The organism is Bacillus sp. EAC (genome assembly GCF_002156875.1).
In the GTDB taxonomy this organism is placed as follows: Bacteria; Bacillota; Bacilli; order Bacillales; family Bacillaceae_G; genus Gottfriedia.
Genome location: NZ_NCSY01000003.1, coordinates 190,280 through 203,981, shown reverse-complemented (window position 1 = coordinate 203,981; position 13,702 = coordinate 190,280). Strand labels below are relative to the sequence as shown.

At 33.2% G+C, this 13,702-nt stretch carries 9 protein-coding genes; 3 read left to right on the top strand and 6 right to left on the bottom strand.

Annotation, left to right across the window (positions count from 1 at the left end; genetic code table 11):
• Positions 1–58 precede the first annotated feature (58 nt).
• A complete protein-coding gene (locus B7R65_RS07180; protein ID WP_088042091.1) occupies positions 59–1,663 on the top strand; it encodes a glycoside hydrolase family 43 protein in 1,605 nt (534 codons plus the stop codon).
• A 67-nt stretch (positions 1,664–1,730) separates the two neighbouring features.
• Here the strand turns inward: B7R65_RS07180 and B7R65_RS07175 are convergent, their stop codons facing one another.
• Entirely contained in the window at positions 1,731–3,257 is a 1,527-nt protein-coding gene (locus tag B7R65_RS07175) for a DHA2 family efflux MFS transporter permease subunit (protein ID WP_088042090.1), read from the bottom strand.
• A 214-nt stretch (positions 3,258–3,471) separates the two neighbouring features.
• On the opposite strand from B7R65_RS07175, the gene B7R65_RS07170 reads away from it, so the two are divergent.
• Positions 3,472–4,374, top strand: a complete 903-nt coding sequence (locus B7R65_RS07170; protein ID WP_088042089.1) for a TetR/AcrR family transcriptional regulator — start codon at positions 3,472–3,474, stop codon at positions 4,372–4,374.
• A 99-nt stretch (positions 4,375–4,473) separates the two neighbouring features.
• Here B7R65_RS07170 and B7R65_RS07165 read toward each other — a convergent pair whose 3' ends face one another.
• The 4 genes from B7R65_RS07165 to B7R65_RS07150 form a co-directional block, all read right to left on the bottom strand.
• The gene (locus B7R65_RS07165) at positions 4,474–6,417 is read right to left on the bottom strand and encodes an FtsX-like permease family protein (protein WP_088042088.1); all 1,944 of its coding nucleotides are present in this window, start codon (positions 6,415–6,417) and stop codon (positions 4,474–4,476) included.
• Positions 6,407–7,168, bottom strand: a complete 762-nt coding sequence (locus B7R65_RS07160) for an ABC transporter ATP-binding protein (RefSeq protein WP_088042087.1) — start codon at positions 7,166–7,168, stop codon at positions 6,407–6,409. The genes B7R65_RS07165 and B7R65_RS07160 overlap by 11 nt, the downstream gene beginning before the upstream one ends.
• A 105-nt stretch (positions 7,169–7,273) precedes the next feature.
• Positions 7,274–8,278 carry a sensor histidine kinase gene (locus B7R65_RS07155; RefSeq protein WP_088042086.1) on the bottom strand — a complete coding sequence of 335 codons (1,005 nt, stop codon included), beginning with the start codon at positions 8,276–8,278 and terminating at the stop codon, positions 7,274–7,276.
• Positions 8,275–8,964 carry a response regulator transcription factor gene (locus tag B7R65_RS07150; protein WP_088042085.1) on the bottom strand — a complete coding sequence of 230 codons (690 nt, stop codon included), beginning with the start codon at positions 8,962–8,964 and terminating at the stop codon, positions 8,275–8,277. Before B7R65_RS07150 ends, B7R65_RS07155 begins: the two co-directional genes overlap by 4 nt.
• A 641-nt stretch (positions 8,965–9,605) precedes the next feature.
• Between B7R65_RS07150 and B7R65_RS07145 the strand changes: the two genes are divergently transcribed.
• Entirely contained in the window at positions 9,606–12,854 is a 3,249-nt protein-coding gene (locus B7R65_RS07145) for a hypothetical protein (protein WP_088042084.1), read from the top strand.
• A 349-nt stretch (positions 12,855–13,203) separates the two neighbouring features.
• Here the strand turns inward: B7R65_RS07145 and queF are convergent, their stop codons facing one another.
• The gene (queF, locus tag B7R65_RS07140; protein ID WP_088042083.1) at positions 13,204–13,701 is read right to left on the bottom strand and encodes a preQ(1) synthase; all 498 of its coding nucleotides are present in this window, start codon (positions 13,699–13,701) and stop codon (positions 13,204–13,206) included.
• Between the last annotated feature and the right edge of the window lies 1 nt (position 13,702).

The following is a 13,702-nucleotide window of genomic DNA, read 5'->3' as shown; positions in this document are numbered from 1 at the left end:
ATCTTGCAAAAAAGTACGTTTTTTTAAGATCTAAATACATAAACTGGAGGAGTGTAAAATGGCTACAATTAGCAATCCAATTTTACCAGGATTCAATCCGGATCCAAGTATTTGTCGAGTAGGGGAAGATTATTATATAGCGGTTTCAACTTTTGAATGGTTTCCTGGAGTTGGTATTTATCATTCCAAGGATTTAAAAAATTGGCGTTTAACATCTAGACCATTAAATCGTTTAAGTCAATTGAACATGATGGGTAATCCAGATTCAGGTGGTATATGGGCTCCAGCATTATCTTACCATGATGGACAGTTCTGGTTAATCTACACGGATGTAAAAGTAGTTGAAGGTCAGTGGAAGGATTGCCATAATTACCTTGCAACATGTGAAACAATTGATGGTGAATGGTCAGACCCTATTTATCTAAACAGTACTGGCTTCGATCCTTCATTATTTCATGATGAGGATGGGAAAAAGTATCTTGTTCAAATGGTATGGGATCATCGTGTAAATCATCATAATTTTTATGGAATTGCGTTACAGGAATACAGCGCCCAAGAACGAAAGCTTGTAGGGAAGACAGAAGTAATCTTTAAAGGAACAGATATTAAACTAACTGAGGCTCCACATCTATATAAAATAAATGATTACTACTACTTATTGACTGCTGAAGGTGGAACCAAATATGATCACCAGGCCACAATTTCTCGTTCAAAACAATTGAGAGGTCCGTATGAAGTACATCCAGAAAATCCGTTGATTTCTTCATTTCACACACCGAGAATTCCACTTCAAAAAGCGGGGCATGCATCCATTGTCCATACACATACAAATGAATGGTTCCTTGTTCATTTAACAGGAAGACCTTTACCAAGAGAAGGGCAACCATTATTAGACCCTAGAGGCTTTTGTCCACTTGGAAGAGAAACGGCTATTCAAAGACTTGAATGGAAAAACGATTGGCCATTTGTGGTAGGAGGAAATAATCCTTCACTAGAAATAGAAGGTCCAAAAATTGAAGAAGTAAAGTGGGAAAGAGATTACCTTGAGAAAGACGATTTTGACTCAGATACCCTAAATGCTCACTTTCAAAATTTAAGAATTCCATTAACTGAGGAAATTGTTTCATTAAAAGATCGTCAAGGACATTTGCGATTATACGGAAAGGAATCGTTAACGTCAAAATTTACTCAAAGCTTTGTTGCAAGAAGGTGGCAGCATTTTAATTTCATGGCAGAGACAAAAATGGCATTTAATCCTACTACATTCCATCAATCGGCAGGTTTAGTAAATTACTATAACACTCAGAATTGGACTTCATGTCAAATAACTTGGAATGAAGATAGGGGAAGAATTCTAGAATTAGTGGCATGTGATAATTTTACGTTTTCTCAACCTCTTCAAGGTGAAGAAATTGTAGTACCAGATCATGTCGAGTACGTGTATCTTCGAGTAAATGTAAATACGAATCTTTACCAATACTCTTATTCATTTGATGGAGAAAACTGGCTAGATATACCAGTGACGTTTTACTCACATAAGCTATCAGATGACTATATTCAAGGTGGAGGCTTCTTTACAGGTGCATTTGTTGGTATGCAATGCCAAGATACAACTGGACAAAATCTGCATGCAGATTTTGACTACTTTACCTATAAACATTAATAAAAAAGTTCAACCATCTACTGGTTGAACTTTTTGTTTATATCTTTAAACAATCGAGAATATCAGATTAATTCTCAGCCAATTTTTTTTCTAAAGTTGGTTGTGTTTGTGCTGCAGAAACTTCTACTGCAGGCGTTGCTCGCTTGATAAAGAAAGCAAGAATTAATGCTAGAAGTGCGATAAATACGGTCACATAAAATGAGAAGTTTATTCCTTCTAACATTGCCTTCATAGTAACTTGTTGTTTGATTTGCGCTAACATTTCAGGTGTAGGTTTACCTGTAAGATGTTTCATTGCTTCGGCAGCAAATTCTTTGCCTTTTGATTCAGTTCGATTAGACATAATTGTAATTAATAATGCAGTACCAATAGCTCCAGATACTTGCTGTAATGTATTATTCATAGCAGTACCGTGTGGATAAAAACGTGCAGGTAATTGATTTAAGCCGTTCGTTGAAACAGGCATCATTACCATTGACATACCTAACATACGTAAAGAGTATAAAACAATTAGATGTGTATATGTGGTATCCATCGTTAATTTACTTAAAAAATATGTTGTAACAGTCATAATCGTTAATCCTGTTATAGCAAGAATTCTTCCACCAATTTTATCAAATAACTTACCAGTGATTGGTGACATGATAGCCATTAATAAAGCACCTGGTAGTAGCATTAAACCAGCATCAAAAGGTTTAATTCCACGAAGTGTTTGCGTATAAATCGGTAATAGCATCATTGCAGAGAACATTGCCATAGTAACGACAATAGAAATCGCTGAAGATAAGGCAAACATTGGATAGCGGTAAATTTTAAAGTTAAGCATTGGTTTATCAAGCTTTAATTGACGAACAATAAATGAAATTAATGAAATTAAACCTACGATTAAAGTGCCATATACTTTTGGACTATCCCAGCCATCTGTTCCAGCTGAACTAAATCCATATAATAATCCACCAAATCCTAAACTCGATAATAAAACGGAAAGGAGATCAATTCTGCTATCTGATTTAGCTTTTTTATCTTTAAGTAAGAAGAATCCAATAACAAGTACAACTAATGCAATTGGAGAGATAAAATGGAAAAGCATTCTCCAGTCATAATGTTCAACAATCCAACCCGATAAAGTAGGGCCAATTGCAGGAGCACCCATCATAACTAAACCAAAGAAGCCCATTGCAGTTCCTCGTTTTTCAACAGGGAAGCTCGTTAACATAACATTCATTAATAATGGCATTAAAATTGCAGATCCTGATGCCTGAACCATTCTTCCTGTTAATAATAAAGGGAAAATATGTGCAAATCCAGCTGTGAATGTTCCTATATTAAATAAAATTAGTGCTGCGATAAATAAGTGTCTTACGGAATATTTTTGGATTAAAAAAGCTGTAGTCGGAATTAAAATTCCGTTAACTAACATATATCCAGTAGAAAGCCATTGTACTGTTGAAGGCCCAACATCTAAGTCCTTCATAATAGACGGCAATGCGATATTAAGTAAAGTATTATTTAAGAAAGCAATAAAGGCCGCAATCATTAGGACTGTAAGAATCCCGTATGGTGGGCGAACAGATTTTTCAATAGTGTGTTCCATGTTTTTCCCCTCCTTTATACTCTAAGTTCATTTTTTTGAACTTTATTTCCATTTAAAAGTATATGATATACCATTCATACTGTTGTTGCAATTATTAAGTACATTAAAAATCTTTAATGTTTTCGGTGAGTATTTACTAGTGTAAACAGTGAAAATAATGTACTATGTTCTCTAAGCAGAAATTTACAATTTACTGGGAATAAAAGGTGATAACATGAATGATAGGAAACAACATGTCATAAAAATAGCCCATGAATTATTTGTTGAAAAAGGATATCAAGCTACATCTATACAGGATATATTGGACTATAGCGGAATTTCCAAAGGGACGTTTTATAATTATTTTTCGTCTAAAAGTGATTTAATAATCGCTCTTTTTAACATGATTTACAAACAGCTCGCTCAGGAACGAAATGAGCTGCTTATTGGCCAAAATCCGTCAGATATTCAGATTTTTATTAAACAAATTGAATTACTAATGAAGACAAATCGGGACAACAAGTTAATATCACTTTTCGAGGAAGTCATTTTCTTGAATGATTTGGATGTTAAACAATTTATTAGAGAAGGCAACTTCAGATTGTTATATTGGGTATATAGTCGTTTTATCGAATTATTCGGTGAAGAAAAGAAGCCTTACTTGTTAGATAGTGCAATTTTATTTACAGGGATTTTACATCATAATTTAAAGTATTATGATCTTGCAGAAAATCTTGGAATCACGATTGAACAAGTTGTTCGATTTAGTGTGAATCGTGTTGTCCATATTGTCGAAGAAGTTGCAAAATCTGGGGATCAGCTATTTAAACCGGAATTTATTGAGAAGTGGCTGCCGCCTAAAAATATCGACGAAGGAATACAACAGAAGCTTAATGAACATATTTGTATGCTAAAAAAAGCTCTTATACAATGTGAGGAACAAATAAAGTACAGTGAGTTACTTGATTTTGTACAAACTGAACTATTTAATACAAAAACACCTCGGAAATTTTTAATTGAAAGTGCACTTTCATCATTAAAGGAAGGCAAAGAAATTTTTGGTGAAAGCGAATTGAAAAAATTATTAGACCTAGTGTCGATGAATTTATCACAAAATAATGAAACAACAGTTCAATAAAATGAAAAGGTCAACCAGTAAGAGGGTTGACCTTATATTCTAATTGGACAAATTATCACGAAAGAAAAGCTCTAGTTAAATACTAGAGCTTTTCTTATATCAAAGTGCTTCTTTAATTATTTTCTTGTAATAAAGAACTGATAATACACCAAAAACAGAATATAAAACTGCATATAGAACCATGACAATGATCATCGGTGTATAAACTTCAGTACCAAATAAGAACCAACCAGATTGGACAGCGAAATAGCTATGCACTAGTCCAATTATTAATGGAATTCCGAAATTAAAGAGTTGCTTCGAACGGATTCCTCGTAATAAATCACTATGGGAGAAGCCTAGTTTACGTAAAATTGTATAATTAGGCTTTTCGTCAGCACTTTCATCCATTTGTTTGAAATATAAAATACAACCAGATGTCATTAAGAATGTTAATCCTAAGAAACCAACAATGAACATCATAAGTCCCATTGTTTTTTTCTGATCATTAACAATTTCAAGGCGAGAAGCATTAGGATAATTCTCATCAAATTGATGATTCATATAAATGTCATTTGCTTTTTCAATTAAATTCTCATCACTAATATTAATTCCGTTATAAACAGTAGAGTCCTTTTGAATTGACGAATCAAGATTCTGTTTTAAGGTTTTAAAAACTTTGTCGTCTACTATTACAGTAGGTAAACCTCCATTTGTGAAGTAGGAGGGGATAATCGATTGACGTCTTAAACCTATATAGTTTAGTTTAAAGACCTTCTTTTTACTAGTTAATTCAATATTCCCTGAATCCTTTAATGTCATAAATTTTTGAAGCAAATCATTATAGCCAGTAAATACCGTTTCATTAGCAGAAAGATTAACATTAACGGCTTTTTCACTAACAACTGCAAGTGGCATAGTATCTGAATCTCTATTAAATTGCTCTAACTTTTTATCGAGAATATCATTTATATTTGTATTTACTTGAATAACCTCAGTGTGCTTTTTAGTAAATTTAATGCCATTTTTATTTAAAGCAGAGGTAAACGTTTGTAAATCTTTATTATCTTTTAAGAAAAAATTAGCAGGGACATGGTTCTCTGCTGTCTTCTCTGCAGAATAGTAAGATATATAACTTAAAGATAATAGACCAATAGCTAAAGCTGATACAGTTGTAATAATCGTTAGTAATAAAGCATTCGACTTCATTCTAAACATAATTGAAGATAAAGATAGTACATCGTTAATATTTAAATATCCGTTTTTCTGTTTTCGAATTACATTTAAAATAAAACGGACGGAGCTTTTATAAACTAAGTAAGTTCCTATGATGACTGATGCTAAAATATAGATCATTGCTGAAAACAGTTCAATCATTGAAGTAAAATCGCCATCAAATAATTTGGATGAAAGAAAGTAGCCTGAGATAATTAATAAAATACCCAAAATTCCAATTGAAATCTCGAAAATGGACATTTTTTTCAGCTTACCTTCAGTCGATGAGACTACTCGGAATAAGGATAAAATTGTTTGTCTTTTAATGAAACCATAATTCATTAACATAATGAAAGCATAAATAACAACGAATACGATCAATGTCTGAACTAATGCCTGTGTTGAAAAATGTAAAGAAGCAATTGCTTTAATCCCTGTGATTTTATATAAAATCATAATGATTAGTCTTGAAATAGAAAATCCTAGTAAGACACCAAGCACTAGCGAACTAAAATAAAGAATAAAGTTCTCAACTGTCAGAATTCGAAAAATCCTGTCTTTTGTCATTCCAATTAATTGAAATAAACCAATCTCTTTACTACGTCTTTTAATAAAAATCATATTTGCGTATAAAAGGAAAATTGAAACGATTGCAACAAGTAAAATCGAAGCTGAGCGAATTGCAGCTGCTCCTTTTATTGACCCTTTTGTTGCATCCATAGATGGATCATATTGTAAGGTGACAAATGAAAAGTAAAGGGCAGAGCTAAAAATTAATGCAAAAACATAAAGATAATAATTTTTTAAGTTCTTTCTTAAATTACGAAAGATTAGATGATTAATGCTCATGATGAACACCACCTAATACTCCCTGTGTTTTCATAATATCCTTAAAGAAGTTTTGTCGTGTTTCATCACCTTTATGCAGTTGGGAGTAGATTTGACCATCTTTTATAAAGATAACTCTATTGCAGAAACTAGCAGCTACAGGATCGTGGGTAACCATGACAATTGTTGCTTTTCTTTTTTCATTTAGGTCACTTAGTTTATTTAATAAATCTGAAGCAGATTTCGAATCAAGTGCGCCTGTCGGTTCGTCTGCAAATATAATACTAGGCTCATGAATAAACGCTCGAGCTGCTGATGTACGTTGTTTTTGTCCACCTGAAATCTCGTTTGGATACTTATCCTTTATTTCATAAATACCTAGATCTTTAGCTATTAATTCAAATTTTTGATTTGCTTCACCAGGTGACGTTTTCGTAATTGATAAAGGTAAAAGAATATTTTCCTTTACCGTTAAAGTATCTAATAAATTGTATTCCTGAAAGATAAACCCTAAATAGTATTTACGAAATTCAGCCAATTGTTTTTCTTTCATATCAGAAATATTTTTTCCCTCAATAGCAATTGTTCCGCTATTTATTTTATCAATAGAGGATAGTACATTCAGTAATGTCGTTTTACCAGAACCAGATGCCCCCATAATACTTACGAATTCACCTTTTCCAATATTGATATCTATGCCGCTTAGTACTTCTTGTTTATTAAATTTAGTGCCATAGCTTTTATGAATTTTATTTGCTTCTAATATATTCATTCCATTCCACTCCTTTGTATTCATTCAATAAAATTAGTATAAGTGGTTTTTTGATTCGATTCCTTTGATTAAACGAACAATCAATAAAAGCATGTGACAATTTTGTCACATGCCTTTGATATTTACAAATTCATTTCGTTTCGGAAAAGTGAGGGTAAAGCTCGTTCCTTTATCAATTTCTGATTGCACTTGGATGATAATAAATAAGGACTGAGCTGCTTTATTTGCTAAATATAATCCCATTCCAGTTGAAGCGGCGTCTTGATGTGATGTTGTTGATGTAAAACCTTTATCAAAGATACGTGGTAAATCTTTTGAATGAATACCACGTCCATTGTCTTCAATTTCAAGAACTATTTGGCCATGCTTCTGATAGCTTTTAATGGTTATATCTAAGGATGTACTATATTTAATTGCGTTTGTTAAAAGCTGTCTAATAATATAGGAAAGCCATTTAGCGTCACTATATACATAAAACACCTCTAGTTCGATTTCAAAGCCTATTCCTTTATGTATACACCAAGATTTCAATGTTTTAATTTCTGGGAAAATAATATCCTCTAGCTGAAGTCTTTCGATATACAAATCGTTTTCAATAGAAGGAATTCGTTTTTGGTGAAGCTGTTGATCAAGAAGTAAGTGGATTCGTAGCCACTCGTAGGTTAAGTTTGTTTTCAGTTTTTCATCTTGCATCCGGTCAATCATTAAGTGCATAGCCGTTAAAGGGGTTTTGACTTCATGAATCCAAGATAATAGTTCATCTTTCTCTTGTTCTAATTCGGTCTGATTTTGATAAGTTACTCTTTTCAATCGTATAGTTTGATTTGATAAACTATTTTCCACTATTCTTTCAAAGGGGCTATCTGGATATGCGATACTAGATAGATCAAGATTATCCTCACGTTCTTCTAGGCTTTTATAGAATTTAGTTTCTTTTGGGTAACGAATCACTAAAAAGAAAATGAACAAAAGCAGTGATAAAAATACAATATAAAGAAGAGACTTAAATGGTATCGATGAATCAATATAAGATACAAAAAGGATTAAAAGTTGGGTAATCAGAAAAAAAGTAATCCAACTAAGTCTTTCAATCAAAAAATTTTTAATCATACAAAGTCCTCTTCTAAAGCAATATATCCTTGACCGACTTTTGTTTCGATAAATCGACCTAAGCCGATTTCATCAAGTCTCTTACGTAAACGGTTTACATTTACTGTAAGGGTATTATCACTAATAAAACGCTTATCATCCCAGAGTTCATTGATTAGCTCTTCCCGACTAACTATTTTATTTTTCTGTTCAATTAGGAGTTTTAAGATAAACACTTCATTTTTTGAAAGCTCGATTGCTCCATTTTGATTTGTTACCGTATTTTTCTCGTAATCAATTGTGGAGTCACACCAAGTTTTTAGTGCGATTTTTTCAGTATTATAGTTATAAACTCGTCTAAGAGTAGCTTGGATTTTTGCAACAAGGACATCAAAATGAAATGGTTTCTGTATAAAATCATCGCCACCAAGCTGCATGGACATAACCATGTCAGAAGGATGATCCCTTGACGATAAAAATATAATTGGTACATTCGAATGAGAACGAATCATCCGACACCAATGAAAACCATCATATTTCGGAAGTTGAATATCGATAACAACTAAATCAGGCTTAATCTCAGTAAACTCCTGGATCACTTTACTAAAATCGGAAATTCCATAAACCTCGTAAGACCATTGAACTAATCTATCTTTAATCTCATTAAAAAGAGAAGAATCATCTTCTACTAATAAGAGTTTAAACAAAATGATTCACCCCACTTTTTACATCTTTTCCATTAATTGTAAAGTAAAATCATTATGAATGCCATAAACGGTTGGTATTTAAAATAAGTGAGTAGTCAAATTAAATGCGAGTGACTAAAGTGAGAGGAAAACTAATTGTAGTTAATATTAATCATTTTTCAAGTTAAATAGAAAGAAGTAAATATGATAATAATTATTTGCGAAATCCTGTTATTCCTAAAGACGGAATAGCAGTTTCTTTGTTTACACGGATAATAAGCTTATTTTTAAAAACCTTCTTAAAAAGATTTCACCTTTCAATTATGCGTCAAAAGAAGTGGTATCATCCTATCTACCTATTTAAACAGCGATCCATCGATTTATTAAATCAAATCCATCTAAAATCCTGTATTGTTAATGTTTCTGAATACTCATAATATTAAGTCGTTGAGCTTGTCAATCGATTATGAACTGTGAAGGACCAGGATAATTTTAGTCGATTGTCAGATTGATGATGCCCATGACTAGTCCTACAATATTGCAAGAAGGAGGAAGAGAAAAACGATTTACTATTGGATTTACAAGAGGCATTGAATAGAAAACGGATATTATCAATCTGAATTGACAGGTTGATTAATATAAAAAAATATGGAGGTTAAAAAATGAGAACAAAAATGACAAAACGTATTACATCATTAACACTAGTACTAACCTTATTCATGTCTCTATTCAGTAGTTTGGTTTTTGCTTCAACTGAAAAGGCAGCCGGAGCAACAAAGAATCCACCACTAAAAGAGATCGTAAAGCTTACTCCAAGTGAATCAAAAGTCTCGATCTCTCTTTCTCAAGGTCACCACACTATAAAGGTGGAAGCAGAGTATAAGGATGGAAGTAAAGCAGATGTTACAGCGGAAGGAAAATGGACATCAATAGATGAAAAAGTTGTAACTGTTGAAAGTGGAAAACTAACAGCAGTAAATGTTGGGTCTACAAATGTACAATTCAGTCTTGGTAATGCAGTGTTAAACGTAGAAGTAAATGTTACGAAAAGTACACAAGTTTTAAGTCAATTGTCAAATCCTTCAAAGAGTAAAAAAATTGTATCGCTTGTATTAAATGCGAATCAAGTTACCTATCTAGATGAAGGGCAAGAGCATCCTATTTCTTTGAAAGCGCTCTATAGCGATGGCTCGATGAAAGATGTAACAAAATTAGCTAAATGGGAATCTATAGATCCTTCAATTGCACTGGTTAAAAAAGGGGTATTAAAAGGGATATCACCAGGTAATGTTTCAATGAGAGTAACTTACGAAAATTTTCCACAAATAAACTTCTTTGCTTCTATAAGAGATACTCCAGATAAAATAACTGCCCTTTACCTTACAAGCTCCATGGTGAGGTTAGAAACCTCTGATAAACCATTTCCAGTATTAGCTTATACAAGGAGCCCAGAGAGTAAAGAGGTTACTTCTTTAGGAGAATGGACAACAACAAATCGAAATGTTGCTACAGTTAGTAAAGATGGTCAAATTACCCCAGTTGGAATAGGCCAAGCATATATTTATTTTAAATATGATAAATTGGTTGATGTTGTACTTGTTAATGTTGTTAAGCCTACAAAGCTTGTAACAGATGAACCTACGGTAGAACTATTGCCAAATCAAAATTTCCGTGTTCATTTAACCGAAGTATTCACTAATGGAATATCAGAAGGTGATATGACTTTACTTGAAGATGTAAATCCTAATGATGTCAAATGGACAGTGGAAGATAATAGCATTGCAACGGTTACTGATTCCGGATATATCATTGGAGGTAAGACAGGTAAAACGATTGTGACAGCTTCCTATCGTTCAGATGTAATTCCTCCGGTAAAGATTGAGGTTACTGTTACAAATAAGCTTACAACTCCTAGAGTTATTGGTTTGTCAGCTTCTCAACCAAACATTTCTTTAGGAGTAGGTGAAGAAACACCTATTAAAATAAATGCGATTTACAGTGATGGGAGTACTGAGGATGTAACAGGTTCCGTTGAATTCTACTTCGACCAAAACAACGTAGCTTCAGTTTTCCAAAATTATAGTGGTGAATCAAAGGTTATTGGTCAATTGGGTGGAACAACTGTCTTGCATGCTATTTATTCTTATGATCGTTTCCTCTTAGATATCCCAGTAGCAGTCAAGGATAGTGACGATCAGAAGATAGCTCCAATTCCGGAATCAATTTCTGTAACATCAGATATGAAAAATATGGTAGTACATCAACAACATCAATTAGACGTAAAATCGGCCTATTCAGACAGAACAACATTAAATTCGACTTCATTTGCTCGATATAAATCGTCTAATCCTGAGGTTGTTAAAGTAAATAAGGATGGTCTGCTTACTGCTGTAGGCATTGGTACAACAATTATTACCGTAGATAGCTCTGGTTACTCAAAGAAGGTGACCATTGTCGTTTCAAATGAACCTTCTAAAGATTTTGTAAATAAAATTGTTGATCTGATTCCTAGTGAAAATGACATCTCATTTAGTTTATCTGAACACACACATTCGTTCTCTGTAAAAGCAAAATACAAGGATGGTTCAACTGCTGACGTTACATCAGACTCAAGATTCACATCATTAGACCCAGACAAAGTTACCATTAAGAATGGTGTTCTTACAGCAGTAGCAGCAGGAAAAACGCAAGTACTTATCGATTACGGCACAAGCACAAAAATCTTGAATGTTTCAATTTTTTCTGGGAATGATGCAACTATAAAAGATTTAAAAATTGAGTCATTGCTTGTTACCTCATTGGATGTAATTGTACAAAAAAATAAGCTTTATCCAGTACATGTTTTTGCTCAATACAATGATGGAACTCAAAGAGAAATAACGAATTCAATCCAATGGACAACAGAGAATCCTAAAGTTGTAAGTGTTAAAGACGGGAAATTTATTGGAATAAAAACTGGAACAACGAAGGTTAGTGCAACAATTGCAGGCTTCTCTTCAATTAATATTCCAGTAAAAGTAACAGAAAAAGCTGGACCAGTAAATTTAGTAGGAATTGTTAGCTCGGGGATGGTATTACAGCCTGAAGTAGGAAATTTAGTAGCAGCGATAACTAATATTAGCAATGGGATGATATTACACCCTGAAGAAGGAACTATGGATGCGAACGCGTTTGCTGAATATACAGATCATAATATCGTTCAGGTTGATACAGAAGGGAAATGGGAATCTTCCGACGAAAGTGTAGCAACTGTTGATCAGAACGGGGTCATTAAATGGGTCGGTCCTGGTGAAGCATACATCTGGTTCATTTATGAAAATATGAGAGATGCTGTTTGGGTAAGAAACACTAAGCCTGTAGATTTATATTGGGAAGAAAACGGTCAATCGACAGGTAGCAATGTAATGTTAGAACCTAATAAGTCCACTGACATCTCAATTGATGGATACTTTGGTCATCATGGCAGAGATGGAAATTGTGATTGTTTTAATCTTAATAGCTATGCAAAATTGACGGTGGCGGACGAATCGATTGCAACGATTTCTGCTGATGGACATATCATCGCTCACTCTGTTGGAAAAACGACGATAACTGCTACTGTTTTTGGAATGTCAAAGACAATTGATGTTGAAGTTGTAGCAAAGTATCCTACATTTACTAGGGGAATAAGTTCTTCGCTGGGTTATATCGTAAATTCAGTGGGCTCAAAAAATGAGGTAGTCATTAATGCTTTGTCAAGCGATGGAACGTTAAAAGACGTTACAGCTGATGTCAAATGGATTAGTTCCAATTCGGAAATAGCGGAAATGACCACTGATCATAAGATCCTAACAAAGTCTGAAGGAACCGCTGTTATCATGGCGGAATATGATGGATTTAGAATAATTATACCTGTTATTGTAAAACCATAAAGATTACTTTTATAATTGATGTTTAGATAATTTTGTCAGATACAAAATAGTTATGTTTTTAGGGTCTCCCCCGTAAGTTAGTTTCAATCTAACGTTACGGGGTATTTTTATGGCCAAATTTTATGGAAGAATTTACATAGAATAGAAAAACTCCTAGAAAAGTTAGAGTGAGTTGTACAGTATGCCGGATTTAAAAACGTTATCCTAATTGTTGTAAAAAAATAATCAAATTTAGTTCCCAATAAAGTTTATATAAAAAAAGCTCATTTCTCTATTAGAAATGAGCTTTTTTATTAAACCTAAAACAAACCAATTAATCTGATTTTAATAAAGTACGAGATTAATCTGATTAACGATTATCAATCTTTTCAGGATACAAATCGTGGTTCATCATACGGTGTTCAGCCATCTTTTCGTATTTTGTACCAGGGCGACCGTAGTTACAATATGGATCAATTGAAATGCCGCCACGTGGAGTGAATTTACCCCAAACCTCGATATAACGTGGATCCATTAATTTAATTAAGTCATCCATAATGATATTCATGCAATCTTCATGAAAATCTCCATGATTACGGAAGCTAAAGAAATAAAGCTTTAGTGATTTACTTTCTACCATTTTTTGCTCAGGAATATAGCTAATATAGATTGTCGCAAAATCAGGTTGGCCAGTTTTTGGGCAAAGTGAAGTGAATTCTGGGAAATTAAATTTTACGAAATAATCACGATTTGGGTGAGTATTATCGAATGTTTCTAAAATTGCTGGATCATATTCAAATAAATATTTTGTATTATTGCTACCTAATAATGATACTTCCTCTAGTGAACCTTTTGATCTACCTACCATT

Coding starts and splice junctions, on each gene's coding strand:
- B7R65_RS07180 (WP_088042091.1), top strand. CDS start 59: ATGGCTACAATTAGCAATCCAATTTTACCAGGATTCAATCCGGATCCA.
- B7R65_RS07175 (WP_088042090.1), bottom strand. CDS start 3,257: ATGGAACACACTATTGAAAAATCTGTTCGCCCACCATACGGGATTCTT.
- B7R65_RS07170 (WP_088042089.1), top strand. CDS start 3,472: ATGAATGATAGGAAACAACATGTCATAAAAATAGCCCATGAATTATTT.
- B7R65_RS07165 (WP_088042088.1), bottom strand. CDS start 6,417: ATGAGCATTAATCATCTAATCTTTCGTAATTTAAGAAAGAACTTAAAA.
- B7R65_RS07160 (WP_088042087.1), bottom strand. CDS start 7,168: ATGAATATATTAGAAGCAAATAAAATTCATAAAAGCTATGGCACTAAA.
- B7R65_RS07155 (WP_088042086.1), bottom strand. CDS start 8,278: ATGATTAAAAATTTTTTGATTGAAAGACTTAGTTGGATTACTTTTTTT.
- B7R65_RS07145 (WP_088042084.1), top strand. CDS start 9,606: ATGAGAACAAAAATGACAAAACGTATTACATCATTAACACTAGTACTA.
- queF (WP_088042083.1), bottom strand. CDS start 13,701: ATGGTAGGTAGATCAAAAGGTTCACTAGAGGAAGTATCATTATTAGGT.